The following is a 25643-nucleotide window of genomic DNA, read 5'->3' as shown; positions in this document are numbered from 1 at the left end:
GCGCCTTGCGGTCGACGAGCTTGGCCTGCCGCTTCACCTCGCGGGCGCGACAAACAAATAGCGGGCCATGCTGAACATGCTATACAAGGCGGAGGGGAGCCGGATGACGCGGATCAAGAGTATGGTTGCGTCCCGCATCTCAGACCAGACCGTCATAAAAGGCGTGCACCAGCTTGCCAACGACTTCCTCGCTATAGCGTCGCTCGACCTCGGCGCGGCCCTTGCCGCCCATGACGGCACGCCGCTCCGGATCGATCAGCAGCGCGGCGACCATGGGCACGGCGTTCTTCATGTCGCCGTTGGGAATCAATATGCCGCCCTCGCTGCCGCGCAGGATGTCCGAGCTGCCCGGCACATCGGTCGCCACCGCCGGCACGCCGCAGGCCATCGCCTCGATCGTGCAGATGCCGAAGCCCTCGTTGCGGCTCAGCAGCAGGTGCACGTCCAGCGCCGGCAGCAATTCCTCGACGGCGGACACGAAGCCGGTGAAGACCACATAGGCGCTCAACCCCATGCGGTCGGCCTGCCGCTTGACGTCCGCTTCGAGCGGGCCGGTCCCCGCCAGCACCAGATACAGATTGGGGAAAGCCTTGCGCAACATGCCGAGCATCGCCAGCGCCGCGCCCGGCTGTTTCTGCTCCGACAGGCGCCCTATCGAACCGATCACCAAGGCATCCTCCGGCAAGCCCAGCCGCCGACGGGCGGCGACCCGCAACGCGGCGCAAGGCCGGAAGCGCCGGATGTCGACCGAGTTGGGGATCACCGCCAGCCGGGTCGACGGCGCGATAAACGGTTGGTACAGCGCCATGAAATGCGTCATGGCCGACTCCGACACGGCGTAGATGCCGCGCACGCCGCCAAAGGCCTGCTTCAGCAACGGTTGATGCCAGGCGTTGAAGCTGGCCGGCTGGAAGGCGTTATGGACGCTGATCACTGCCGGTACGCGGCAATGCCGCGCCAGCCACAGCACCGAGGCGCCGTAATGGGTCCAGCAAAAGGCGACATGCACCAGGTCGGCCCGGAACGCCCGCAACCGGCGTCCCGCCAGAAGCCGCGCCCGCCACAGGTTCAGCCGGCGCCACTCCCATTGTTCGAAGAACAGCGGCGGATCGAACTCCGCCAGGCTGATTTGCTCGCCCGCCAGGCGCCGCGCCCACGCGTCCAGACCGCCGAAGCGGCGCATCGCCAGCCCGCTGTCGTAGCCGGCCGCCTGTAGATAGCGCACTTCCTGGGCCATGCGCAGCTCCATGCCGCCCAGTTCGCCGGAATAGCTGGTCACCAGAATATTTTTCCGGCTCTGGTTGTTGCGCCGCCCCTTCCTGGCCTCGTGAAAATAGCCCTGCAGATACGCCATCTCCCAACGGCGCCGGAACACGCCGTCGCGATCGCGCCGCGCCGCGTCCCGCACCAGCCGTGCGCACTCGAGCAGATACCGGCTCAACATCCAGCGCGGCAAGCCCAGCAGCTCGGGAAACATGCCGGGGCGGTCCTGCCGGTATTTGCCCCGTCCAAAGCGCCAGGCCTTCTTCAACACATAGGAAGTTTTAATCTGATGGGCACGGATGTGATGGGCCACGCGCGCCGCGCCGCAATGCCAGACCCGGTAACCGGCCAGCGCCAGCCGGCGGGTCAGCTCGGTCTCGCTGCCCATCGCGTAGGCCTGCCCGTTCGGCCCCACCGACGTATCGAAGCGGTGGCCGGCGTCGAAAGCCGCGCGCCGCACCGCCATGTTCGCGCCCCACACCAGGCCGGGAAACAGCGGACCGTCCGGCAACGACGGCGTGGTCAGCCCGTACGTCAGTCCGAGCGGCGCCAGCCGCTCCAGCCACTCCGGCGGCCGCCTGGCCCAATCGGGCACGATCGCGCCGCCGAACACGGCATAGTCGGGGTGGTCGCGCGCGCAGGCTTCCCACTGGCGCAGCCAGTCGGGGGCGGGCGTGGCGTCGTCGTCGGTGAAGATCAGCAGGTCGCCGTCGCCGCCCGGCTCGCGCGACACGGTCTCCAGCGCCAGGTTCAGGGCCACATTCTTCCCCCGGCGCGGCTCGCGCAGGCAGCGCAACGGCAGCCGATCGGTGTAGCGCGCGATCAGTTCGCCCGTACCGTCCATGCTGCCGTTATCGACTATCAGCATTTGCCAGGGCTGGTCCGGCGGCTCGAGGCGGCAACAAGCGTCCAGCACGGCGGGCAAAGTCGCTACCCCATCGTAAGTAGCCATGAGCACAGTCAACAAGCGGGCCTCTCCTCTGTCCTAAGATAGCTCAGGTTAAAAAACCAGTGTACTGACAGGCTCAGGCGCAATCCTTGCGCCGCATCAACGACTGCCATCCGCATGCGCGACATCCTCGTCACTCTGATCGTTTTCGGCAGCTTGCCGCTGATCGTCAAGAATCCCGTCAACGGCGTGTTGATGTGGATCTGGATCAGCGTCATGAATCCCCACACCCAGGGCTGGGGTTTCGCGACGACGTTCCCGTTCGCCTTCATCATCGCCGTCGCCACCTTGTTCAGCGTCGCCATCTCGCGCCAGCCGAAGACGTTGCCCGCCTCCGGCATCACCTACACCTTGATCGCCTTCATCCTGTGGATGAACGTCACCACCCTGTTTGCGATCTTTCCGGCCTCCGCCGTCCAGCAGTGGAACAAGGTGATGAAAATCATGCTGATGAGCTTGGTGACCATGGCGGTGGTCCGCAAGCGCGAGGATATTCAGAAGATGATCTGGGTGTTGACCTTGTCGCTCGGCTACTACGGCGTCAAGGGTGGCGTGTTCACCATCCGCAGCGGCGGCGCCGACCGCGTGTGGGGGCCGAATGGCACCTTTATCGGCGATAACAATTCAATCGCCCTGGCGCTGATCATGACCATTCCGCTGATGCGCTACCTGCAGCAAAGCAGCGAGAAGCGCTGGGTCTGGCATGCGATGAACGCCATGATGCTGCTGTCCGCCCTGGCCGCGCTCGGCTCCTACTCGCGCGGCGGACTGCTGGCCATCGCCGGGATGCTCGGTTTCATGTGGATCAAAAGCAAAAGCAAGCTGCTGGGCGGCATCCTGATCGTTCTGCTGGCGCCGCTGGCACTACTGTTCATGCCGGACCGCTGGACCGCGCGCATGGACACCATCGACGAATACCAGACCGACGAATCCGCGATGGGCCGCATCAACGCCTGGTACATGGCCTACAACATGGCCAAGGACCGCTTCTTCGGCGGCGGCTTCGAGCCCGCCGAGGCGTCGACCTTCTTCCTGTACGCGCCCGATCCGACCGACGTCCACGCCGCGCACAGCATCTATTTCCAGGCGCTGGGCGAGCATGGCTTTATCGGGCTGGCCATCTATCTGCTGCTGGGCTGGCTCACCTGGCGCTCGGCCGACTGGATCGTCCGCAACAGCCGCGACATCCCCGACCTGGCCTGGGCCAGCAGCCTGGCGAAAACCATACAGGCCAGCCTGATCGGCTTCGCCGTGGGCGGCGCCTTCCTCAGCCTGTTGTACTTCGACGTCCCCTATTACCTGATGGGCGCGGTGGTCGCGATCCGCATCCTGGTCGAGCGGCGCAAGGCCGAACCGGGTGGACCAGCCGCCGTCAAGCCGATCCGCCCGGCCCGGGCCACCGCGCAGGTGCCGCGATGATGGGCACACGGGCGCTGTCGATCCTGATCTACCACCGGGTGCTGGCGGGGCCGGACCCCTTGCTGCCCGACGTGCCTGACGTGGCCGCCTTCGACCGCCAGATGCGCCTGCTCAAGCGCTTCTTCCGCGTGATGCCGCTGCCCGCGGCGGTGCGCCAGCTTCGGCAGGGAACCCTGCCCTCCCGCGCGCTGTGCATCACTTTCGACGACGGCTACGCCGACAACGCCGAGCTGGCGCTGCCGGTGCTCCAGCGCCATGGCCTGCACGCCACCTTCTTCATCGCCACGGCGTATCTGAACGGTGGCAGGATGTGGAACGACGACGTGATCGACTACGTCAGGCAAGCGCCGGCCGGCCGTCTGGATTTTTCGATGATCGGCTGCGGCTCGCTGCCCGGTTTCACGCCCGCGCAAAAGAGGCAGGCGATCGACCAGGTGCTGATGCAGCTGAAATATCTTTCCTTCGCCCGGCGGCAGATGATGGCCGGGCGGCTGGCGCCGGCGCGCCGGCAGCCGCTGATGATGAATTCCGGCCAGATACGCCAGTTGCTCGCGGCCGGCATGGAGCTGGGCGCCCACACCCATCGCCACCCCATCCTCGCGGCCATGCCGGACGACGACGCCTACGCCGACATCGCCGAGGGAAAAGCCGTGCTGGAAGCTTTGGCTGGCAGACAAGTGACAATGTTCGCCTATCCCAACGGCAAACCGGGCGCCGATTACGACCGCCGCCACCTCGACATGGTGCGCTCGCTGGGCTTCGAGGCGGCGCTGAGCACCGTCGCCGGCGCCGCCGGCCCCGGCAGCGACCCGTGGCAGCTGCCGCGCTACACGCCATGGGAGCGGGACAGCGCGCGCTTCCTGATGCGGCTGCTGCAAAACCGCTACCGCGAAAACGTCAGGCGCCGCGCATCGCTTCCGCCGGCTCTTGGCGGCTGAGATCGGCCTTGCGGCGGCCGGCCTGCTGGCGCAGCCATTGCTCGAGCATCATCAGCACCCACACCATGGTGCCGTGGTAGGCCGGATGCTCATGGACCAGATTCCCCGTCAGCGTATCGATGAAGTCGGCGCGCACGATGCGGCGCGACTTCAGGTCGCTCAGGCTGTCGAAGGCCAGCGCGCGCAAACCCGCGTGCGTCCGCAGCCAGTGGCCGAACGGCAGGCCGAAGCCGTGTTTTTTCTTGCGCAGGATGGTCGAGGGCAGATACCCGCGCAGCGCCCGCTTGAAGAAATAGCGCAGCCGCGTGCCTTTCAACTTGTCCTCCGGGCTGAGCCGGGCGGAAAAAGCCAGCATCTCGTCGCTCAGGAACGGGAACGCCACCTCCAGGCCGGCCAGCTCGCAGGCCTTGCGCACCTTGGGCAGGTCGTTGTCGGCCAGGGTGTAGCGCAGGTCGAGCGCCTGCATGCGGTTGATCTGGCTCAGGCCCTGGGTGTCCCAGTAGCAGGCGCTCAGTTGGGCGGCCGGCGCGCCCGGGTCTATGCTGGCGAGGAACTCCGCGTGCAGCACCTCGGCGGCGCCATAGCGCTGCAGCAAGTTATACGTCTCCAGCCGCGCCGGCATCGGCACCAGCGCCTGTTCGACATAGCTGCGCGCCTTGCGCAGCGGCGGCAGGTCCAGGCCGCCCGCGACGCCGAACAGCAAGGGCTCCAGCACCACCTGGCGCAACGACGACGGCAGCTGTTCATAGCGCTCGAACACCGCCTGGCGGGCATAGCGCTCATTTCCGCCGAACAACTCATCGCCGCCGTCGCCGCCCAGCAGGCGCCCCAGGCCGTCGGCTTGCGCCATCTTCGCGCAGTAGTACGCCGGCACCGCCGACGCGTTGCCGAACGGCTGGTCGCTGACGTCGGCGATGCGCGGGACCACCGCCACCACGTCGTCGGCCGTCACATACAGTTCGTGGTGGTCGGTGCCGAAATGCCTGGCGGCCATGCGCGCGTAAGCCATCTCGCCGTAGCCGGGGACCTCGAAACCGATCGAATACGTGCTCGGCGCCGTTCCCTGCACCTGGGCCAGCATGCCCGCCAGGGTCGAACTGTCGGTGCCGCCGCTCAGAAACGCGCCGGTTCTGGCGCCGCCCGCCACCCGCCGCACCGATTCCTCCAAGGTCGACAGGAATTGTTCCCTGAGTTGCTCGAACGACTGCGTGCGCTGCTCCTCGAACTGCATCTTCCAGTAGCTGCCGCGCTCCAGCCTGCCGCGCCGGTAGTGCACGAACTCGCCCGGCAGCAGACGGTATTGATGGCGATAGACCGTGCGCGGCGCCGGTATCATGTGGAAATACAGGTAGTTATAGATCGACTGCGCGTCCAGCTCCGCCTTGGAGAACGGATGCAGTTGCAAGGCCGAGGTGGACGAGCCGAACAGCAAACCGTGCGGCGCGCTCTGATAGTGCATCGGATAGGTGGCGCCGCGGTCGACCGCCAGCAGCACCTGGCCGGACAGGCAGTCGACGATGCAGACGGCGAACGCGCCCGACAAGGCGGCGCACGCCTGCGGACCGCGCACGCTCCACAAGCCGGCCAGCCGCAGCGCGACCTGTTCGGCGCTGCCGTCGAGCATCGGCCGGCCCCAGACGGCGGCCAGCACGCCATCCTTCTTATGCAGGCTGACGCTGCCCGGCTGGGCGGCCACCGCCAAGCCGCTGGCGCCGGACTGCAAGGTCTGGACCGGTGTGGCGTCGAACTCGGCCATGCGTTCGCCCATGCGCCGCAGCAGCGCGGCGCTGTTGCCGCCGATCTCATCCTGGAGGCGCCCGAGATAACCGCAGAGGCCGCTCATACCGGCACCTCGAGCGGCGCGGGATGCCCGGGGAAGGCGGTCGGACTGGCGGTCAAACCGTACGCCCCGGACTGGAACAAGACGGTCAGCAGCACGCCGCCAAGTTGCAGACAACCGTCCTGCACCGGAAACTGTTTCAGCGCCGCATGCTGCGGAAGATCGTCGGTCGAGGGTTTCATCGGAGGTCCTTCTGATTGTTATGGCCGGGCAAGACGGAAAACCATCCTCTATGATTGAGACAATCGGTCCCGGGGTTATTGACGCTCGTCAAGCCGGCGGCGCGCTTGTGCTGGCGCAAACACGCCTGCCCCCCGCCATTGTCTAATCGAGGCTCCGCCCCAGGCTCCACCTTAAGCTTCACCTTCCGATCGCTTCCATGACCACTGGCCTGCGTCACACACTCGCGCAACTGGGCTGGCTCAACGCCGTCCTGTACTGGCTCGGGCGCACGCTCGACAAGGCCAGCGCCGGCGGCTGCACGCTGCACCGCTACCGCTTCGTCGCCCAATATGTGGGCGACAAACCCATTTGCGCCGGCCGCGGCGCCGACATCCGGATCGACGCCCACGCGCAGGACGCGGCGCTGCCGGACGGCTATCCGCGTCCCCACGCGGTGGTGCGCGAGCGCTTCGCCCAGGGCGCGCACAGCCTGGCCGCGTGGCGCCACGGCCGCCTGGCCGGCTTCCTGTGGCTGGTGCTGGACGCGTACCAGGAGGACGAGGTGCGGGCGCGCTACCGCCTGGTCTCCCGCCACGCCAGCTGGGACTTCGACGTCTGGATACATCCGGACGAACGGCTAGGCTGGGTTTTTCCCCGCCTGTGGGACACGGCGCGCCAGCAACTGCGCGAGCGCGACATCCGCTGGACCTGCAGCCGCATCTCCGCCTTCAACTCCGCCTCGCTGCGCGCGCACGCCCGCATCGGCACCGTGCGCCTTGGCGACGCGCTGTTCGTCCGCTGCGGCGCATGGCAGTGGATGTTCGCCACCATGGCGCCCTATTTCCACCTATCGCGCAGCGCCGCATCCTTTCCACAACTGAGCTTCGACACCAGCGCGCTGGCCGATGTCACACCACGGGAGCATCCATGTCCACCACCGAAAGAGTCTGCGACGTCCTCAGAACCACGCTAGCCCTGGGCCGCGCACCGCTGGACCCGGACACCGCGCTACTGGGCAGCCTGCCGGAGTTCGATTCGATGGCGGTGGTGAACCTGCTGATGGCGCTCGAAGAGCACTTCGGCATCGCCGTCGACGACGACGAAATCGGCGCGCGCCACTTCGCCACCATCGGCACGCTGTCCGCCTTCGTGCAGGCCAAGCTGGCCGGCGCCCCCGAACTCCCCGCCGCAAAGGAGCAACCATGAAACCGGCCGCGCTGTTTTTACTCTCGATCGCTCTCGCCGCGCCGGCGACGGCCGCCACCACGGCGGCCGGCCAGGATTGCCCGGCCTACGTCCCGCACAAGCCGGGTGGCGACTACACCAACGCCGACGACCGCGCAGGCCTGGGCGTGGTCGAGCAATTCCACTTCACACCCGACGTCGAAAAGCTCGTCAAGGGCGCCTCCGGCCCCCTCGGCGGCGATATCGGCTATACGCTGGACCACTTCCCCAACCATCACCGCGCGCTCGGGGCGATGACGCGCCTTGCGCTGCGCGACAAGAACCGCAAGCCGCACGGCGCGCGCTACACCATCGATTGTTATTTCCAGCGCGCGGTGGGCTTCCGCCCGAAGGACGCGAAAGTACGCTCGCTGTTCGGCAGCTACCTGCTGGCGCTGGGCCAGGCCGACGCCGCGCTGGACCAGCTGGAACAAGCCGCCCTGCTGGAGCCGGACAATCCGACCTCCCACTACAATCTGGGCCTGCTCTACCTGAAGAAGAAGGACTACGACAAGGCCCGCGCCAGCGCCGGCAAGGCCTATGGCATGGGCTTCCCGCTGCCCGGCCTGAAAAACAAACTGGTCGACGCCGGCCAGTGGCGCGCCGACCAATAAGCTACTTCAGACCGTGGTGGTTCATCAAATCGTACAAGGTCGGACGGCTGACGCCCAATAGCTCGGCCGCCTTGACGATGTTGCCGTCCACCCGCGCCAGCGCCTTGACCATCACCTTGTATTCCGCCGCGTCGCGCGCCTGGCGCAGGTTGACGTTTTCCTCCTCGGCCGCGCTGTCCGGCAAACCCAGGTCGGCGGCCGTGATCTGCGGGCCGTCGGCCATGATCACGGCGCGGCGTATGCAGTTCTCCATCTCGCGCACATTGCCCGGCCAGCCGTAGGATTCGATCACCGCCAGCGCCTCCGGGCTGAAATTGAGCACCGGGCGCGATTCGCGGGCGCAGAACTTGTTCTTGAAGTGGTGCGCCAGCAGCGCGCTGTCGCCGACCCGGTCGCGCAGCGGCGGTATCATCAACACGATCTCGCTGAGGCGGTAGTACAGGTCCTCGCGGAAGCGGCCCGCATCGGCCAGCGACTTGAGGTTTTGATGGGTGGCGCAGACGATGCGCACGTCGATGCTGATTTCGCTCCTGCCGCCCACCCGCTCGATCACGCGCTCCTGCAAGAAGCGCAGCAGCTTGGCCTGCAGGGCCATCGCCATGTCGCCGATTTCGTCGAGGAAGAAGGTGCCGCCGTGCGCCAGTTCCAGCTTGCCCAGGGTTTGCCGCTGGGCGCCGGTGAACGCGCCTTTTTCGTAGCCGAACAACTCGCTCTCCAGCAGATGTTCCGGTATCGCCGCGCAGTTGATGGCGACGAAGCGCTTGTCCGCCCGCGCGCCGAGGTTGTGCAGGCCGCGCGCGATCAACTCCTTGCCGCTGCCCGAGTCGCCCAGCAGCATCACGGTCGCCGACGACGGCGCCACCTTCTCGACGCTGCGGCACACCTTCAGCATACCCGGGTCGCGGCTGATGATGCCCGACAGCGGCGAATCGGACTGGATCTGCAACATGCGGCGGTTCTCCTGCTGGATCGCATGCAGATAGAAGGCGCGCGCGATCACCAGCGACAGCGTGTCGGCGTCGAGCGGCTTTTGATGGAAATCATAGGCGCCCATGGCGATCGCCTTGAGCGCGTGCGCGCGTTCCTGGTTGCCGGACAGGATAATGACCTTGGTGTCGGGCGACGCCGCCAGGATCTGCTGCAACAGCGCCAACCCCTCGGTGGCGCCGTCCGGGTCCGGCGGCAGGCCCAGGTCCATCGTGGCCACGGCCGGCTGATGGCGGCGCAGTTGCGCCATCGCGGACTCGCGGTCGTTGGCCACCACGACCTCGTAGGCGTCCAGGCTCCAGCGCAGCTGCTTTTGCAGCCCCGCGTCGTCCTCCACCACCAGCAGCTTATTTTTCGCCATGCTTCTCTCCCGGTTGTGGCGTTGGCGCTTCCTTTTGCAGCGGCAGCGTGACGCGGAAGGTGGTCCCCCTCCCCGGCACGCTGATCACCTCCAGCTGCCCACCGACCTCGCGCATGTACTCGCGGCTCTCGAACACGCCGATGCCCATGCCGGCCGTCTTGGTCGATTCGAAGGGCTTGAACAAGCGGTCGCGGATGAACTCCTCGGTCATGCCGTGGCCCGTGTCACTGAGTTCGATGACGGCGGCGTCACCGGCCCGCAGCAGCTTGACCGCGACCTTGCCGTCGCGCGGCGTCGCCTCCACCGCGTTTTGAATCAGGTGGCCGATCACCCGCTCCAGCCGCTGCCAGTTGGCCAGCACGGTCAGGCCGGCGCCACGCAGCTCCAGCGTGGGCTTGGGCCGCAGCGCCGCGCAGCCATCGACCGCGCGCGCCAGCAACTTGTCCAGCGCCAGCGGCGCCGCCACGTCCAAGGTCTCGTCGCGGCGCAGTTTGAGCAGCAACTGCTTCAGCTTGTCCAATGAATGCGACAACGTCTGCAGCATATCCTCCTGGAACTCCGGATTGGCCTTATGACGCTCCGCGTTGACCAGCAACAAAGACAGCTGCGACACCAGGTTTTTCAGATCATGCACGATGAAGGTCGACATGCGGTTGAACGACTCGAACTGGCGCGCCACCGCCAGGTTGTCGGCCGATTCGCGATGGGCCAGATAGCTGGCGGCCTGGCTGCCGGCGATTTTCAGCACGTCGCGCACCTCCCAGTTCAGCTGCAGCGCCGTCCGGGGACGCGCCAGGCAGATGAAGCCGGACAGCCTGCGCTCCAATGTCAACGGCACCACCAGCCACAGGCTCGGGGTCTCGGTCAGCCAGGCCGGCAAGGGCAGATCGCCATAGCGCCGGGGATGGCGGCGCCACTCCGGCATCTCGATGACCCAGCGCCGCTGCTCCAGAAAGCGGCAAATATCGCTGTCGCCGCGGATCTCCTGCTTCGGCAGCGGCATGTTCCAGCTGGCGGCCGGCTGGAAGCAGTCGTCGTCGCGGCGCAGCCACAACACGCCGGCCGGGCTTTCGACCAGCCCGGCCAGCGCCTGGATGGCCCGTTCCGACAGCGGCCCGCCCTCTTCGGCCAGGCCATGCGTACAGCGCTGCCACTCGTGCCGGTAGTCATAGCGCCCCTGATAGAAGTGTTTGTTGATAAAGATCTTGAGCCGCGCCCGCATGGTCCCCGAGAACAGCACCACCGTCAGCAACAGCGCCGCCCCGGCCAGGCAAACCAGTTGCATGACCGCGCCCCAGGCGCCGCCGACGTAGCGCAAATACCACGCGCTGCCCGCCATCGCCAGCAGATACAGCGCGGAGCCCAGCAAGGCGGCCGAACGGAACATGATTTGCCGCGACAGCAGCAAGCCAGGCGTCCACACCGGATTGCGCGTCGCCGCCACCGCCAGCAGCGGCGCGCTGAGCGCGTTGACCACCCCGCGCGCGGCCCAGATATCCTGATGTATCCGGCGGAACAACAAGGCGTCGCTGTACAAATAGAAGTCGTAGGCGAACAAGGCGCCGATGCCCAGGCAGGCGAACTTGATGCCCCAACGCGCGTTCTGCTGGGCGCCGCGATATACATGCTCGACCAGTAGCATGCCCAGCACCGCCAGCACCAGCCGGACGACTGCCAGCATCGCCGGCCAGGCTTGCGCGCCCACCAGCACCGCCTCCGGCAGCAGCGCGCCACCCAATTGCACCAGCACCAGCAAGGCGACGCCGGCCAACCAAACGCGCAAGCGCCAGCCGCTGGTGCTCAACGCCAGCAGCAGGGCCAGCCATGCGGCAGTGCGCAGCACTTCCGGCCCATCGAGCAGCAGCAACGACATACGGTCGATCGCGCCGGAGGCCGCCGCGCCCCCGGCCCAAGCGGCCGTCAGCAAAGCGGCCATGCCGAACGCGCGGGCGTGCGGACGCGCGTGCCAGCGTCCCAGCAGCAACACCGCCAGCAGCAGGAAAGCCGCCGCCGCGACGCCGTAGCTGGCCACCGGCACCAGCTGCGACGGCACCCCCTGCAGCCAGTCCCACCGCATCAACGCCCCTTGCCGAACAACACGACTTGCACCGTGTCGATCAGGATCAGCAAATCGAGGAACAGGCTGTTGTTCTTGACGTAATAAAGGTCGTATTGCAGCTTGCGCACGGCGTCATCGACCGAGGCGCCATAGCCGTGGCGCACCTGGGCCAGGCCGGTGATGCCCGGCTTGATGCCGTGCCGCACGTTATAGTAGGCGATCTCCTGGCACAGCTGCTCGACGAAATAGGCGCGCTCCGGGCGCGGACCGACAAAACTCATTTCGCCCTTGAACACATTGAGCATCTGCGGCAACTCGTCGATGCGCAGCTTGCGTATCCAGCGCCCGACCGCCGTCACGCGCGGATCGTCCCGGGACGCCCATTTCGGTTTGCCGTCCAGCTCGGCGTCGACCCGCATGCTGCGGAATTTCAGCACCTTGAACGGCCGGTTGTCGCGGCCGACCCGCTCCTGCTGGTAAAACACCGGCCCGCCATCCTCGAGCTTGATCGCCAGCGCCGCCAGCAGCATCACCGGCAACGCCGCCAGGCAGATCGCGCCACTGGCCAGCAGGTCGAAGGCGCGCTTGACCGCCGCCCGCAGCGGACTCTGGTCGAAACCGCCGCCGAAAATCAAATAGCTCGGCTGCAGCGAGTCGACGCGGATCTGGCACGCCTCGCGCTCGAAGAAACTGGCGGCGTCGGTCACGCGCACGCCGCCCAGCGCGCACTCGAGCAGCTGGCGCACGGGGAAGGCACCGTTGCGGCGGTCGCCCACCGAAACGATGATCTCGTCGGCGGCATGGCGCCGCGCCAGCGCCAGCAACGACAGCTCGGGCGGCAGCAACATCGTCGGCGGCACGCAGCGCGGCTCGCCCTCGACCGGCACGCAGCCCACCACCCGGAATTGGTGGAAACCGATGCCCGTGGTCGCCAGTTCCATGCATTCGCGCGCGGTGGCGCCGTCGCCGATGATGATCAGGCGCTTCTCCAGCATGCTCGACTGCGCCGAGGTGAACACCAGCAGTCGCGCCAGCAGCACCGCCGCGCCGCCGACGACGAACACCACGCTGCCGAGGCGCACGAACTGGGTGCCCGGCAGCAGCTGCGCCAACAGGCTGAACAGCACGAAACCCAGCACGAACGACGGCAGGATGCGCACGAACGTACTTTTGATATCTTCGCGCGACTGGTTATGCTGGTACATGCCCAGGGCGCCCATGCTGAACACCAGCACCAGCGCGAACACCAGCGCCGGCGGATAGAGGCTCTCGGGCGCGGGACCGCCCTGCCGCCACAACGGCGCGCTGGCGACAGCGGCCGTCAACAACACCAGCAGCTCCAGCAGCATCAGCATGAAGGCCATTTTCGACACGTAATGATGAAATATTCTGATCACAATAAGCTCCCTGCCGCTCTGACCGGCGGAACTTTCATGATGGAGACAAGCAGGTCCGTTCGCTTTGAGCGCCCGCAACCGCATACCGGCGCCAGCGCAAACCGGGCGCGGAAAAGGGATAAAGACCAGGCAAAAAACGGGGAATATGACGAAGGTGTGACAAATAGTCTATAGTCATGCTTCCTTACAGCATTTCACATGTGATCATGAAATTTGATGTTGCAATCGTCGGCAGCGGATTGGCCGGCCTCTCGGTCGCCCTGCACCTGGCCGAAACGCGCACAGTCGCGATTATCTCCAAACGCGCGCTCAAAGACGGCGCCAGCAACTGGGCGCAAGGGGGCATCGCCGCCGTGCTCGATTCCGGCGACAGCCACACCCAGCACATCGACGACACCCTGGTCGCCGGCGGCGGCCTGTGCGACGAGAGCGCCACGCGCTACATCGTCGAGCACGGCCGCGAAGCGATCGAATGGCTGATCGCGCAAGGCGTGCCGTTCACGCGCGACGCGTCGGCCGAACTGGGCTTCCACCTGACCCGCGAAGGCGGCCACAGCCAGCGCCGCATCATCCACGCGGCCGACGCCACCGGCCACGCGGTACAGGTCACCTTGGAGGAAAAAGTCCGCGCCCATCCGAACATCACCTTGTTCGAGCACCACTGCGCGATCGACCTGATCACCTCCGACAAGCTGCATCCGGTCAAGAAGGGCCATTCCCAGCCGAAATGCTACGGCTTGTACGTGCAGGACGAAAAATCAGGCCAAGTGCTGACCTTCGCCGCCGAACACACCGTCATGGCCACCGGCGGCGCCGGCAAGGTCTACCTGTACACCACCAATCCGGACACCGCCAGCGGCGACGGCATCGCCATGGCCTGGCGCGCCGGCTGCCGCATCTCGAACATGGAGTTCATCCAGTTCCACCCGACCTGCCTGTACCACCCGTACGCCAAATCGTTCCTGATCACCGAGGCGATCCGTGGCGAGGGCGGCCTGCTCAAGCTGCCGCCCGAAGCGGGCGCCGCCGCCGGCACGCGCTTCATGCTGGCCCACGACGAGCGCGCCGAGCTGGCGCCGCGCGACGTGGTGGCCCGGGCGATCGACTTCGAGATCAAGAAACGCGGCCTCGACTACGTGCACCTGGACATCAGCCACAAGCCGGCCGAGTTCCTGATCGAACACTTCCCGACGATCTACGCGCGCTGCCTGGAACTGGGCATCGACATCACCAAGCAGCCGATCCCGATCGTGCCGGCCGCGCACTACACCTGCGGCGGCGTGGTCACCGACCTGTTCGGCCGCACCGACCTGCCCGGCCTGTACGCCGTGGGCGAGACCGCCTGCACCGGCCTGCACGGCGCCAACCGCCTGGCCAGCAACTCGCTGCTCGAATGCGTGGTCATCGGCAGCGCCTGCGCGCGCGACATCGCCGCCAAGGAAAAAGGCGAAGTGCCCTACCTGCCCGATTGGGACGAAAGCCGCGTCACCGACGCCGACGAGGAAGTGGTCATTTCCCACAACTGGGACGAACTGCGCCGCTTCATGTGGAACTACGTCGGCATCGTGCGCACCACCAAGCGCCTGGAGCGCGCGCAGCACCGCATCGCGCTGCTGAAGGAGGAAATCGACGAGTACTACCGCAACTTCCGCATCACGCACGATCTGCTGGAACTGCGCAACCTGGTCGACGTGGCCAGCCTGATCGTCAACAGCGCGCTGCAGCGGCGCGAAAGCCGGGGCCTGCACTTCAGCCGCGACTATCCGGAAACGTTGCCGAAGGCCTTGCCGAGCATCCTGATGCCGCCGCGGCGTAGTTAAGGAGCGGCAGCATGACGGTCACCGTACGCGCCGCCGCGCCCGCCGACATTCCCGCCATGGAAGCGCTGATCAAGCGCTCCGGCATCGAACTGAGCGAAGGTTTCTACACCGCCGAACAGGCGCGGGCGGTGACCCAGCACGTATTCGGCGTCGATACCCAGCTGGTGGCCGACCAGACCTATTTCCTCATCGAGCAGCAAGGCGAGCTGCTGGCCTGTGGCGGCTGGAGCAAGCGCAGCACCTTGTTCGGCGCCGACCGGACCAAAAAAGGCGTCGACGCGCTGCTCGACCCGGCCACCGAACCGGCCCGCATCCGCGCCTTCTTCGTCGAGCCGTCCGCCGCCCGCCGGGGATTGGGCCGGCTGCTGCTGCAACACTGCACCGACGCCGCCGCCGACGCCGGTTTTCACACGCTGGAACTGGCGGCCACCATGCCCGGCGTGCCGCTGTACCTGGCGTGCGGCTTCAGCGAGGTCGACACCTTCGAAATCACCCTGCCCGGTCCGGTGCAAGTGCCGCTGACCCGCATGCGCAAGGCCATCACCGTCAGGGCACGCTGACCAGGTGGCGCCGGGCCATGCGGCGCAATTCGCCGCTGCTCTTCAATTCCGACAGCAACTGATCGAAGGCGCCGGCCAGTTCCGCGCCGATCGGCAGTTTGGGAAAGGCGAAATAGGCGTTCTGCGTATCGATCAGCGGCGCCACCGGCAGCAGCTTGTCGGTCAAGCCCATGCGCTGTATCACCGGATCGGTGTCGCGCCGGTTGCTGGCGAACATGTCCACATGGCCGTAGACCAGCATCATCAACCCGTTTTCGACGTTGTTGGCGACACTGATATTCAAGCCCGCCGCCGCCGAGGTGAAGGCTGCGCCGTAACTCCAGCCGTTGAGCGTGACGATGCGCTTGCCCTTGAGCGCGGCGTAGTCACCACCCCAGAACACCATGCCCTTGGCGCGCGAATAAAACGCCACCTGGTCCTGGAAAAACGGCTGTTCGCTGAAGCGCATGGTTTGCTCGCGCTCGGCCGATTTGTAGGGCCCGACCAGCACGTCGGCCAGTCCCATGGCCACGCGCTGCTGCGCGCGCCGCCACGGATAGACCTCGAACTGCACGGCGCAGTCCCGGCGCCTGGCGAGCAAGCGCACCACCTCGACACCCAGGCCGGAAAATCCGCCGTCGGACTGGCGCTCGTAGACGCCCTCGAAATGCGTGCCGACCACCCGCAGCGGCGCTTTGTCGGCGCCCAAAGCAAAATGCGGCAAAGCGCCGAGCGCGATGCCGCACGTGCCGAACAGCAGACGCCGTCGAACGAGAAAAGCCAATGGGTCTTCCTGAAACGCCGCGATCACGCGCAAGCAGCCTCCCTGCCGGAGCATCCGGCACAACATACCGTGCAACAAGGAGGATTCTAGCAGCTCATCGCGGCAGCGCCGCAATCGTCGCTCGACGCCGGCGGCCCGTCGTTACCCTTACTCAGGCCTTGGCGGCTTTCTTGCGGCGTGCCACCCAGCCCATCATGCCCAGTCCGGCCAGCATCATGGCGTAGGTTTCCGGCTCGGGTACCGGCGGAACATAGGAACCGAAGCCGTCGATATAGGCGTAGCCGGTGTGGCCGGTAGGCTCGCAGTCGGCGGCCAGCAGCGACAACGTGAAGTCGTGGCCGGACAAGGACTGGTCGATGCTCAGGTGCTCAAGCTGCCATGCCGCCGTGTAGAAGAAATCGCCCGAGGACTGGAAGCGCGAATCGACGCCGCCGCCGCCGTTGCCGGCGTTGTAGGTGCGGCTCAGGACCAGTTGGCCGGTGGTGTTGTCGGTCAAGGTCAGGATCATCGCAGCCGATTCGTCCTCGACGTGGCCGCCGTTTTCCAGCACGGCCTTCCAGCCGAAGTAGATGTCGGTATCGGTGTAGTTCTTGACTTGCTGGCTGATCACGGTGCCGTAGCCGCCGTAGGTGGTGTCTTCCACGCGGTACGAATAGTTACCATCGAGTACGGTCGCACCGATCAACGCGCCCACGTTGGGATCGACATAATTCTTGTCGATGATCACGCCGCGGGCGCCGTCATCCGAGTTCAGGGCGCCACCGGCAAGGAAATCCGCCGGCGTGATGGAAGCGTTCGGGCTGCCGCCGCGATAGCCGCCGCCGGTGGTCCAACCACTGGTGCTGCCGGATTCGAAGCCGCCGTTGACGAAGTTGTCGGCCTGCGCGAAACCGCTCAAACCCACCAACGCGAACATACCTACAACATGTTTCAATTTCATCTAACTATCTCCCTGGTTAATAGTGGCAAAAGAACAAGGGAGATTATATTAGCTTTAAGTCATCTTTAACAATTGTATTATTTGCATATTTTTTAAATAATTTAGTTGACAATTCGCAAAGAATAGTCTGTGGCCCGCACATCTTTTGTCAAGCTTCCGATCGAAATGCGGTTGACGCCCGTTTCGGCGATGGCCCGCACGGTATCGAAGTTGATGCCGCCCGACGCCTCCAGCAGCGCCCTGCCCGCATTGATCTTGACCGCCTCGCGCATCATCTCGTTGCTGAAGTTATCCAGCAGAATGGACACCGCGCCCACTGCCAGCGCCTCGCCCAGCTGGTCCAGGTTCTCGACCTCGACCTGGATCGATACTCCCTTATCCAAACGCTTGGCGGCCAGCACCGCGTTGGTGATGCCGCCGGCCGCCGCGATATGGTTTTCCTTGATCAGGATGCCGTCGTACAGCGCCAGGCGCTGGTTCTGGCCGCCGCCGACGCGCACCGCGTACTTCTGCGCCAGACGCAGGCCCGGCAAGGTCTTGCGGGTATCGAGGATGGCCGCGTTGGTGCCGGCGATGACGTCGACGTACTTGCGGGTGGCCGTCGCCACGCCGGACAGCAGTTGCAGGAAGTTCAACGCCGCCCGTTCCGCCGTCAACAGCGCGCGCGCCGGGCCCTGGATGACGCAGACCACGCTGTCGGCCTTCATCATGTCGCCCTCGGCGTACCGCCAGTCGATCTCGATGCCGGCCTGCATGCAGTTCATCACGCCCTCGAACCACGGTGCGCCGCACAGCACCGCGTCCTCGCGCACGATCACGCGCGCGGTCGAGCGGCCGCCCTCCGGCACCAGCAGGCCCGTCAAATCGCCCGTGCCGACGTCTTCCAGCAAGGCCGACAGCAGATTGGCCTCGAAGGCCGTCTTCAGCGCATCATCGAAGGGCGCGAATTTATTCAACAAGGTACTCATCATGCGGGACCAATTCCTGAAAACAGTTGTGCTTCCTTGGCCAGGTCGGCGCCGGGCTGCACCCGGGCCTTCTTGGCCGCCGCGAAATCGAGCATGCGGTTGATCGACACCACCGCCTGGCGGCCGATCTCCGGATCGACGTGGATCTCGTTGGTCGTGCTGGTTTCCATGTTCTCCAGCACGTCGGCCAGGTTCTGCAAGCCGTTCATCGCCATCCACGGGCAATGCGCGCAGCTCTTGCAGGTGGCGCTGTTGCCGGCGGTCGGCGCCTCGATGAAACGCTTGCCGGGCGCGGCCGCGCGCATCTTGTGCAGGATGCCGTTGTCGGTGGCGACGATGAAGGTGTCGGCGTCCGATTCGACGGCGGCGTTGATGATCTGCGTGGTCGAGCCGACCACGTCGGCCAGCGCCACCACGTTGGCCGGCGACTCCGGATGCACCAGTATCTTCGCGTCCGGATATTGCGCCTTCAGCAGCTCGAGCTCGACACCCTTGAACTCGTCGTGCACCAGGCAGGAGCCCTGCCACAGCAGCATGTCGGCGCCGGTCTGCTTCTGAATGTAGGAACCCAGGTGGCGGTCCGGCGCCCACAGGATTTTCTTGCCCTGCGCGTGCAGGTGGGCCACGATGTCGAGGCCGATCGACGACGTCACCATCCAGTCGGCGCGCGCCTTGACGGCCGCGCTGGTGTTGGCGTACACCACCACCGTACGGTCCGGATGGGCGTCGCAGAAGGCGGTGAACTCATCGACCGGGCAGCCCAGGTCCAACGAACAGGTCGCGTCCAGGTCCGGCATCAGGATGCGCTTCTCCGGGCTGAGGATCTTGGCGGTCTCGCCCATGAAGCGCACGCCGGCCACGACCAAGGTCCTGGCCGGATGGTCGCGTCCGAAGCGCGCCATCTCCAGCGAATCGGAGACGCAGCCGCCGGTTTCCTCGGCCAGGTCCTGCAGGTCGCCGTCGACATAGTAGTGCGAGACGAGCACCGCCTCCTTCTCGACCAGCAGTTGCTTGATGCGGGCCTTGAGCGCGGTGCGCTGTTCGGCCGTCGGTGTCGCTGGCGTGCGCGCCCAGGCGTGGGCGGTGCAGCTGGCTCCGTCTTGAGGATGATCGTACTCGACGGATTTGATCTCTATGGTTTGCATGGTTCCGACGTGAATAAGGAAAAAAGTTAGTCGATGCCCTGGCTGGTCAGGTAGTCCTCGTAGTTGCCGCGGAAATCGACCACTTCGTTTTCCTTGATCTCGATGATGCGGTTGGCCAGCGACGACACGAACTCGCGGTCGTGCGAGACGAAGATCAGGGTGCCGGCGTATTTTTCCAGCGCGATGTTGAGCGACTCGATCGATTCCATGTCCATGTGGTTGGTCGGTTCATCGAGCAGCAGCACGTTGTGGCGGCCCAGCATCAGCTTGCCGTACATCATGCGGCCCTTCTCGCCGCCGGACAGCACCGTGACCGACTTCTTGACCTCGTCGCCGCCGAACAGCAGGCGGCCCAGGATCGAGCGCACGGCCTGGTCGTCGTCGCCTTCCTGGGTCCAGTCGCCCATCCAGTCGGTCAAGGTCGTGTCCTTGGCGAATTCCTCGGTCGGATCCTGCGGCATGTAGCCGACGTTGGCGTTCTCGGCCCACTTGACGGTGCCGTGGTCGGCGTGCAGGCCGGCGATGTCGTCGCCGCCTATGCAACGCAGCAAGGTGGTCTTGCCGGCGCCGTTGGCGCCGATGATGGCGATGCGCTCGCCCGCCTCGACCATGATACTGAAGTTATTGAACAGCTGGCGGTCGTATTTCTTCGCGATGCTGTCGACCTCGACGGCCAAACGGTGCAGCTTCTTCTCGCCGTCGAAGCGCACGAACGGATAGGCGCGCGACGACGGCTTGATGTCGTCGACCTTGATCTTCTCGATCTGCTTGGCGCGCGAGGTGGCCTGGCGGGCCTTGGACTTGTTGGCGGCGAAGCGGCGCACGAAGTCCTGCAGTTCGGCGACCTTGTCCTTGGCCTTGGCGTTGTTGGCCAGTTGCTGGTTGCGCGCCTGGGTCGAGGCAAACATATACTCGTCGTAGTTGCCCGGATAGATCTTCAACGTGCCGTAATCCATGTCGGCCACGTGGGTGCAGACCTGGTTGAGGAAGTGGCGATCGTGGGAAATGATGATCATGGTGGAGTTGCGGTCGTTCAGCACGTCCTCCAGCCAGCGGATGGTGTTGATGTCCAGATTGTTGGTCGGCTCGTCGAGCAGCAGGATGTCCGGATTCGAGAACAGCGCCTGGGCCAGCAGCACGCGCAGCTTCCAGCCCGGCGACACGTTGCTCATCGGTCCCTTGTGCAGCTCGATGTCCACACCGGCGCCCAGCAGCAGCTCGCCGGCGCGCGACTCGGCCGTGTAGCCGTCGTACTCGGACACCTTGCCTTCGAGCTCGGCGGCCTTCATGTAATCGTCGTCGGTCGCTTCCGGATTGGCGTAGATGGCGTCGCGTTCCTGCATCGCGGCCCACATCTCGGTGTGGCCCATCATGACCACGTCGAGCACGCGCATTTCCTCATAGGCGAACTGGTCCTGGCGCAGCTTGCCCAGGCGCTCGTTCGTGTCCAGCATCACGTTGCCACCCGAAGGCTCCAGATCGCCGCCCAGGATTTTCATGAACGTGGATTTGCCGCAGCCGTTGGCGCCGATCAGGCCGTAGCGGTTGCCATCGCCGAACTTGACGGAGATGTTTTCAAACAGCGGCTTGGCGCCGAATTGCATGGTGATGTTAGCGGTGGATAGCATTCTGAATTGGGCTTTTCTTAATTAAATCATGCCGTTAGGCGGAAATGCGAGATTATACAGCACCCACCGCGCGGCACCGGGGACAGGGGCTAAAACATGGCGTACCATTTTGTTAACCAAGCGGCTTTTAGTCCCCGGGAAGGACGCAAAATGGATGAGCGCATCGCCAGACTTGAAGAGTTCGCAACCGACGCCAGGGAACGACTGACACGGATCGAGGCGCGCCAGTCGGAGTTGGCGGCACACCAGCTGGAATTGACCGGCAAAGTGAGCGCCCTGCTGGTGGAAATGCACAAAGGCTTCGCCGACATGATCAAATGGGTGGTCGGCACCGCGATCGTCCTCGGCGGCACCGCGCTGACGGTGATCACATTCGTTCTCAACAACGCCACGCCCAAAGCCGCCCCGGTACCGCCGCAGTCGGTGGTGGTGTACACCCAGCCCGTGCCGGTCCCCGCCGGCGAAATAAATCAAGCGCCGTCGGCAGTCCACACATGTCGGATTACGGCGTTCCGCCTAATCCGACCTACGTGTCTCCCCGGCGGATCGGGGCGCGTGGCCGCCAGCCGTGGACCCGGACGCCCATCTGAACCACGTAGGGCGGATTAGCGCGCAGCGCGTAATCCGCCAAGCGCCGCCAGCGGCCGACGACCAGGTCGATAACAAAATCCCCCCTCAAACACCCGTTTTCCGCCCAAATCAATATCCCGCTCAAGCGGGTGATTCTTTTCCATTTAACAATCCGCGCGCCTGTTTTCGACACTAGACTAATCGCTAATATATCAGCCGGGCGAACACCACCGGCGCTAAAAAATGGCCGCGAAGGCCAGTCAGGGAGAGAGACAGCATGCACGGACACACCCAAGGCGCGCGCGCCACACCACTGAGCCTCAAACCAATCGCCTACGCGGTCTCGATCGCGCTGGCCTCGCTCGTCGCCGGCCATGCCGCCGCCCAGGACGCCAAGCCGGAGGCACCGGCGGCGCAAACGCCCGCGCCCGCGCCGGCCGCCACGGAAATCAAAACCGTCGTCGTCCAAGGCCAGCGCGCCGCCCAGCAATCGGGCATCGAACGCAAGAAGAACGCCGCCACCGCGATGGACTCGATCGTCGCCGACGACGTCGGCTCTTTCCCCGACCGCAACATCGGCGAGGCCATCTCGCGCATTTCCGGCGTCGCCCTCGACCGCGGCGACTTCGGCGAGGGCGTCAGCGTCGCCATCCGCGGCAACAGCGCCGACCTGACCCGCGTCGAAATCGACGGCCAGGGCGTGCAATCGGCCGGCGGCACCGACATGAACGGCGGCGGCAGCGGACGCGGCGTCGAGTTCCGCTCGCTCTCGGCCGATCTGATCAAAAGCGTCGACGTCGTCAAGGGCGCCACCGCCGACATGACCGAAGGCTCGCTCGGCGGCGGCATCATCATCAAGACCCGCACCAGCCTGGACTTCAAGGACCCGTTCTACTCGCTGCGCCTGGCCGGCTCGCAAGGCTCGCTAAACAAGGAGTGGTCGCCCGACACCAACCTGATCCTGACCCGCAAGTTCCTCGACAACCGCTTCGGCGTCATGCTCAACGCCTCGACCTCGCGCGTGGTCAACGAGTCGCACTCGTCCGAGGTCGCCACCACCCGCAACGCCGGCTATGCGCGCAACGTTGACTTCGACAATTCGCCCAACAAAACCTTCACCTACCAGCCGGGCACCCTGTCGCCGAACGACCCGGCCGTCAACGCGCCGACCTTGCGCTCGCCGTTGACGGCGGGCGGCTTCTTCGACCACGCCTCGCCGGCCGACATCCTGAACAAATCGGCGGCGGCGCAGAACAAGGCGGCCTGCTACGCCGCCTTCCCGGCGCTGACCACGGCGCAAGCCAACGCCGTCAACGGCAACACCGCCCGCAACGCCGCGATCAACGCGCGCGGCAACGAGCTGCTGAGCTGCCTGAACCAATGGAACGATTACACGCCGTCGCTGGTGCGCTTCATCGAGAAGCGCCAGGAGGAAAAGCGCGGCACGGTCGACCTGCGCTTCGACTTCAAGGTCAACCACCAGCTGACCGTGTACGGCAAGGTCAACTACGCGCGCCGCGAAGTGGACGACAACAACCAGACCTACGGCCTGGGCGGCCTGAACACCAATCCCGCGACCGCCTACAGCCCGACCTACCAGGGGCCGACCTACACCGACACGCCGGCCGGCGTGCGCAGCGCCGTGCCCGGCTCCGGCTACTACCTGTACGACGGCGCCAGCTACCGCGCCAACCTGTATCCGGCCAACGGCGTCGTCGCCAACGTCGACCCGCGCTCGGTGCTTGTGGACGCCAACCACCATGTGACGCAATACACGATCAGCGACGCCAACGTCAACACCGACCAGATCCACAACGTCATGAAGACCACGGACCGCTACTTCCAGACCGGCGGCGTGTACAAGGACGGCGGCTTCGCGGCCGAGTTCTTCGTCGGCGACGCCCGCTCCAAGTGGCAGCGCGGCGACAAGCGCACCAACTGGAGCTACAACTACGGCCCGACCACGATGCGGGTGCTGCCCAACGGCCTGTGGACCTACGAACAGCCGGCCGGTAGCGCCTTCAACCAGGCCGATCCCACCATCTACGCGCAGGTGCGCCCGGCCGGCGTCGACACCAAGGCGGTCGAGGCCGGTCCGAAGGGCCCCGCCGTGCCGGCCTACACCATCGACCAGCAGCCGCTGAGCACGCAGGCGCCGCAAATCAGCTTCTCGCCGAGGATGGCCGAGACCGAGGAGCGCACCGCCAAGGCCGACTTCAGCTATGCACTCGGCGAGAAAGTGCCGTTCTTCAAGCGCGTTAAGAGTGGTTTCAACTTCCGCCAAACCTCCGGCAGCAGCTGGGGCGGCGGCGGCTCGACCGTGCAAACGGCGGTGGGTGATTTCGGCAAGCCCGGCTACGTGCCGGCGGTGATCCTGCCGAGCGCCAACGTGCGCAGCTTCTTCTCCGGCTGCGCCGACACCCCCGGCTCGCTGGGACCAGGCGGCAAGCCGTGCGCGACCGGCTACGTGCCCAACACCGACCCGGCATCGGCCCGCTCCGGCAACACGTTCATGACGCAGCAGCAGTTCCAGGACATCATCGCGCAATCGATGGCGCAGCGGAACACCCCGTTCTTCAACGGCATGCCGGACCGGCCGGCCGGCCTGATCGACGGCTGGAACCAGATCGACGTCGAGAAGGTGTTCAGCCTGGTCAACTCGCCCAATGTCAACTTCGACTGTGTCAAGGAATGCACCGCCAACGACGGCAAGGTCTATCGACAGCCGGTCAGCACCTTCAAGGAGCGCACCACGGCGGCCTACCTGATGACCGACTTCGGCATGGACGAAATCCCGTTCACCAACCGGCGCCTGCCGTTCGGCATGGAATTGGACGGCAACTTCGGCTACCGCGTGGTGCGCACCAAGGTCCACGCCACCGGCGTGATGAGCTTCACCTCCATCGTCAAGACGGCCGCCTACGATCCGCTCAACCAAAACGCCGCCGGCGGCACCATCAGCGCCACGGCCAGCAAGCTGACCGCGCTCGACGCCAACACCACCGACTACCTGCCGATCCTGAACCTGTCGCTGTGGATGGTGCCCAACGAGGTGGTGTTGCGCTACAACCGCGCCAAGCAGGTCGCCCGCCCACCCGTCAACGCACTGATCCCGGCCGGCACCTGCACCTATGACGAGCGGCGCCGGGACGACGAGGAACAGAGCTGCTCGGGCACCATCGGCAACCCGGCGCTCAAGGCCCAGACCAACCAGAACCAGAACCTGGCGCTGGAATGGTATCCGAACGACGACTCCTCGTTCTCGGTGGGCGCGTTCCGCCAGGTGGGCAAGGTCGGCGGCAGCACCGTGGTCGGCAAGAGCGCGGTCAGCCTGTTCAACGGTTCCGGGCTGATCGATCCGCAGACCGGCCGTTCGCTCGACAACCTCGGCTTCGACTACCGCACCTACGAGAACGGCGCCAACATCACCCGCACCGGCCTGGAATACGGCAGCAAGACCGCCTTCACCTTCCTGCCGTGGCTGCTACGCTACACCGGGGTCGACCTCAACTACACCAAGCTGCGCTCGAAGAACACCGACCAGCGCGTGGTCGACTTGCTCACCGGCGAGGCGCTGCCGCCGGTCGGCGAATCGAAGTACACCTACAACGCCTCGTTGTGGTACGACGACGGCGCGCTGTCGATGCGGGTCTCGCTGCAGGCGGTCGGCCAGAAGTTCAGCTGCATCGCCGCCTGCGGCAGCACGGCGGTCAACAACTACCCGAACGCGGCCGGCGGACGCACCACCATCACGCCATACAACCCGGGTTCGCCGAACTTCAAGAACGCCACCCGCTATGTCGACGCCAAGATCGCCTACCGCATCAACAAAAACATGGAGATCTTCGCCGAGGGCCGCAACCTGAACCTGAGCTCGACCACCAACAGCCAGGCCCAGTACGCGGCCTTCGCCGACGGCACGCCCAACCTGCTCGACACGTCCTACGCCGGCCGCCGCATCATGGTCGGGATGAATTTCAGGAACTGACACCACGCACCCAGCACCAAGAGGAGGCGGTCTCCCTCCTCTCTTCGA

General features: G+C 65.6%; 19 protein-coding genes and 1 pseudogene. 9 read left to right on the top strand and 11 right to left on the bottom strand.

The features are described from left to right. Nucleotides 1-139: 139 nt before the first annotated feature. A complete protein-coding gene (locus tag AC07P1_RS11085; RefSeq protein WP_494695852.1) occupies nucleotides 140-2215 on the bottom strand; it encodes a glycosyltransferase in 2076 nt (691 codons plus the stop codon). A 114-nt stretch (nucleotides 2216-2329) separates the two neighbouring features. On the opposite strand from AC07P1_RS11085, the gene AC07P1_RS11080 reads away from it, so the two are divergent. After that, a complete protein-coding gene (locus tag AC07P1_RS11080) occupies nucleotides 2330-3631 on the top strand; it encodes a putative O-glycosylation ligase, exosortase A system-associated (RefSeq protein WP_494695851.1) in 1302 nt (433 codons plus the stop codon). Continuing rightward, nucleotides 3628-4569: a polysaccharide deacetylase family protein gene (locus AC07P1_RS11075; protein ID WP_494695850.1), complete on the top strand. Its 942-nt coding sequence runs from the start codon at nucleotides 3628-3630 to the stop codon at nucleotides 4567-4569. Before AC07P1_RS11080 ends, AC07P1_RS11075 begins: the two co-directional genes overlap by 4 nt. Here the strand turns inward: AC07P1_RS11075 and AC07P1_RS11070 are convergent. Then, nucleotides 4529-6412, bottom strand: coding sequence for an asparagine synthetase B family protein (locus AC07P1_RS11070; RefSeq protein WP_494695849.1), 1884 nt, complete (start codon nucleotides 6410-6412; stop codon nucleotides 4529-4531). The genes AC07P1_RS11075 and AC07P1_RS11070 overlap by 41 nt on opposite strands. Continuing rightward, nucleotides 6409-6501: pseudogene (locus tag AC07P1_RS11065) on the bottom strand (decarboxylase); the annotation flags it as partial. The gene AC07P1_RS11070 and the pseudogene AC07P1_RS11065, both read right to left, overlap by 4 nt. A gap of 287 nt (nucleotides 6502-6788) precedes the next feature. On the opposite strand from AC07P1_RS11065, the gene AC07P1_RS11060 reads away from it, so the two are divergent. Genes AC07P1_RS11060 through AC07P1_RS11050 form a run of 3 tightly spaced genes read left to right on the top strand, consistent with a single transcriptional unit; the run spans nucleotide 6789 to nucleotide 8409 of the window. Continuing rightward, the gene (locus tag AC07P1_RS11060) at nucleotides 6789-7544 is read left to right on the top strand and encodes a GNAT family N-acetyltransferase (protein WP_494695848.1); all 756 of its coding nucleotides are present in this window, start codon (nucleotides 6789-6791) and stop codon (nucleotides 7542-7544) included. Continuing rightward, nucleotides 7499-7777 (top strand): acyl carrier protein, encoded by a 279-nt coding sequence (locus AC07P1_RS11055; protein WP_494695847.1) that lies wholly within the window; start codon nucleotides 7499-7501, stop codon nucleotides 7775-7777. The genes AC07P1_RS11060 and AC07P1_RS11055 overlap by 46 nt, the downstream gene beginning before the upstream one ends. Next, nucleotides 7774-8409 carry a tetratricopeptide repeat protein gene (locus AC07P1_RS11050; protein WP_494695846.1) on the top strand — a complete coding sequence of 212 codons (636 nt, stop codon included), beginning with the start codon at nucleotides 7774-7776 and terminating at the stop codon, nucleotides 8407-8409. Before AC07P1_RS11055 ends, AC07P1_RS11050 begins: the two co-directional genes overlap by 4 nt. Nucleotide 8410: 1 nt before the next feature. Here AC07P1_RS11050 and prsR read toward each other — a convergent pair whose 3' ends face one another. The 3 genes from prsR to AC07P1_RS11035 are packed head-to-tail and all read right to left on the bottom strand — an operon-like array spanning nucleotide 8411 to nucleotide 13213. After that, nucleotides 8411-9757, bottom strand: a complete 1347-nt coding sequence (gene prsR / locus AC07P1_RS11045) for a PEP-CTERM-box response regulator transcription factor (protein WP_494695845.1) — start codon at nucleotides 9755-9757, stop codon at nucleotides 8411-8413. Next, complete coding sequence (gene prsK / locus AC07P1_RS11040; RefSeq protein ID WP_494695844.1) at nucleotides 9744-11834, bottom strand: XrtA/PEP-CTERM system histidine kinase PrsK; 2091 nt, start codon at nucleotides 11832-11834, stop codon at nucleotides 9744-9746. Before prsK ends, prsR begins: the two co-directional genes overlap by 14 nt. Further along, entirely contained in the window at nucleotides 11834-13213 is a 1380-nt protein-coding gene (locus tag AC07P1_RS11035) for a TIGR03013 family XrtA/PEP-CTERM system glycosyltransferase (RefSeq protein WP_494695843.1), read from the bottom strand. The genes prsK and AC07P1_RS11035 overlap by 1 nt, the downstream gene beginning before the upstream one ends. 206 nt (nucleotides 13214-13419) lie before the next feature. Between AC07P1_RS11035 and nadB the strand changes: the two genes are divergently transcribed. Beyond that, nucleotides 13420-15033, top strand: a complete 1614-nt coding sequence (gene nadB, locus AC07P1_RS11030; RefSeq protein ID WP_494695842.1) for an L-aspartate oxidase — start codon at nucleotides 13420-13422, stop codon at nucleotides 15031-15033. Between the two features lie 11 nt (nucleotides 15034-15044). Next, nucleotides 15045-15593, top strand: a complete 549-nt coding sequence (locus AC07P1_RS11025) for a GNAT family N-acetyltransferase (RefSeq protein ID WP_494695841.1) — start codon at nucleotides 15045-15047, stop codon at nucleotides 15591-15593. Here the strand turns inward: AC07P1_RS11025 and AC07P1_RS11020 are convergent. From AC07P1_RS11020 to AC07P1_RS11000, 5 genes are all read right to left on the bottom strand, one after another. Next, complete coding sequence (locus tag AC07P1_RS11020) at nucleotides 15580-16356, bottom strand: substrate-binding periplasmic protein (RefSeq protein ID WP_494695840.1); 777 nt, start codon at nucleotides 16354-16356, stop codon at nucleotides 15580-15582. The two genes, AC07P1_RS11025 and AC07P1_RS11020, sit on opposite strands and share 14 nt — an antisense overlap. A gap of 151 nt (nucleotides 16357-16507) precedes the next feature. Continuing rightward, nucleotides 16508-17296: a PEP-CTERM sorting domain-containing protein gene (locus tag AC07P1_RS11015; protein WP_494695839.1), complete on the bottom strand. Its 789-nt coding sequence runs from the start codon at nucleotides 17294-17296 to the stop codon at nucleotides 16508-16510. 101 nt (nucleotides 17297-17397) lie between these two features. Further along, nucleotides 17398-18264, bottom strand: coding sequence for a carboxylating nicotinate-nucleotide diphosphorylase (gene nadC / locus AC07P1_RS11010; protein WP_494695953.1), 867 nt, complete (start codon nucleotides 18262-18264; stop codon nucleotides 17398-17400). Next, complete coding sequence (gene nadA, locus AC07P1_RS11005) at nucleotides 18264-19409, bottom strand: quinolinate synthase NadA (RefSeq protein ID WP_494695838.1); 1146 nt, start codon at nucleotides 19407-19409, stop codon at nucleotides 18264-18266. Before nadA ends, nadC begins: the two co-directional genes overlap by 1 nt. Nucleotides 19410-19435: 26 nt before the next feature. Beyond that, nucleotides 19436-21037: an ABC-F family ATPase gene (locus AC07P1_RS11000; protein ID WP_494695837.1), complete on the bottom strand. Its 1602-nt coding sequence runs from the start codon at nucleotides 21035-21037 to the stop codon at nucleotides 19436-19438. Between the two features lie 150 nt (nucleotides 21038-21187). Between AC07P1_RS11000 and AC07P1_RS10995 the strand changes: the two genes are divergently transcribed. Beyond that, on the top strand, nucleotides 21188-21646 hold the full coding sequence (locus AC07P1_RS10995; protein ID WP_494695836.1) for a hypothetical protein: 459 nt from the start codon (nucleotides 21188-21190) through the stop codon (nucleotides 21644-21646). Between the two features lie 238 nt (nucleotides 21647-21884). Then, nucleotides 21885-25595, top strand: coding sequence for a TonB-dependent receptor (locus AC07P1_RS10990; RefSeq protein WP_494695835.1), 3711 nt, complete (start codon nucleotides 21885-21887; stop codon nucleotides 25593-25595). Nucleotides 25596-25643: the final 48 nt, after the last annotated feature.

Source organism: Duganella sp. GW821-FHT07F09 (assembly GCF_059418705.1).
The sequence above is the reverse complement of the archived record's forward strand: the minus strand, read 5'-3'. Positions and strand labels throughout refer to the sequence as shown.

Coding starts and splice junctions, on each gene's coding strand:
- nadB (WP_494695842.1), top strand. CDS start 13,420: ATGAAATTTGATGTTGCAATCGTCGGCAGCGGATTGGCCGGCCTCTCG.
- AC07P1_RS10990 (WP_494695835.1), top strand. CDS start 21,885: ATGCACGGACACACCCAAGGCGCGCGCGCCACACCACTGAGCCTCAAA.
- AC07P1_RS11025 (WP_494695841.1), top strand. CDS start 15,045: ATGACGGTCACCGTACGCGCCGCCGCGCCCGCCGACATTCCCGCCATG.
- AC07P1_RS11060 (WP_494695848.1), top strand. CDS start 6,789: ATGACCACTGGCCTGCGTCACACACTCGCGCAACTGGGCTGGCTCAAC.
- AC07P1_RS11085 (WP_494695852.1), bottom strand. CDS start 2,215: ATGGCTACTTACGATGGGGTAGCGACTTTGCCCGCCGTGCTGGACGCT.
- AC07P1_RS11000 (WP_494695837.1), bottom strand. CDS start 21,037: ATGCTATCCACCGCTAACATCACCATGCAATTCGGCGCCAAGCCGCTG.
- prsR (WP_494695845.1), bottom strand. CDS start 9,757: ATGGCGAAAAATAAGCTGCTGGTGGTGGAGGACGACGCGGGGCTGCAA.
- AC07P1_RS11050 (WP_494695846.1), top strand. CDS start 7,774: ATGAAACCGGCCGCGCTGTTTTTACTCTCGATCGCTCTCGCCGCGCCG.
- AC07P1_RS11015 (WP_494695839.1), bottom strand. CDS start 17,296: ATGAAATTGAAACATGTTGTAGGTATGTTCGCGTTGGTGGGTTTGAGC.
- prsK (WP_494695844.1), bottom strand. CDS start 11,834: ATGCGGTGGGACTGGCTGCAGGGGGTGCCGTCGCAGCTGGTGCCGGTG.
- AC07P1_RS10995 (WP_494695836.1), top strand. CDS start 21,188: ATGGATGAGCGCATCGCCAGACTTGAAGAGTTCGCAACCGACGCCAGG.
- AC07P1_RS11070 (WP_494695849.1), bottom strand. CDS start 6,412: ATGAGCGGCCTCTGCGGTTATCTCGGGCGCCTCCAGGATGAGATCGGC.
- AC07P1_RS11055 (WP_494695847.1), top strand. CDS start 7,499: ATGTCCACCACCGAAAGAGTCTGCGACGTCCTCAGAACCACGCTAGCC.
- nadA (WP_494695838.1), bottom strand. CDS start 19,409: ATGCAAACCATAGAGATCAAATCCGTCGAGTACGATCATCCTCAAGAC.
- nadC (WP_494695953.1), bottom strand. CDS start 18,264: ATGAGTACCTTGTTGAATAAATTCGCGCCCTTCGATGATGCGCTGAAG.
- AC07P1_RS11080 (WP_494695851.1), top strand. CDS start 2,330: ATGCGCGACATCCTCGTCACTCTGATCGTTTTCGGCAGCTTGCCGCTG.
- AC07P1_RS11075 (WP_494695850.1), top strand. CDS start 3,628: ATGATGGGCACACGGGCGCTGTCGATCCTGATCTACCACCGGGTGCTG.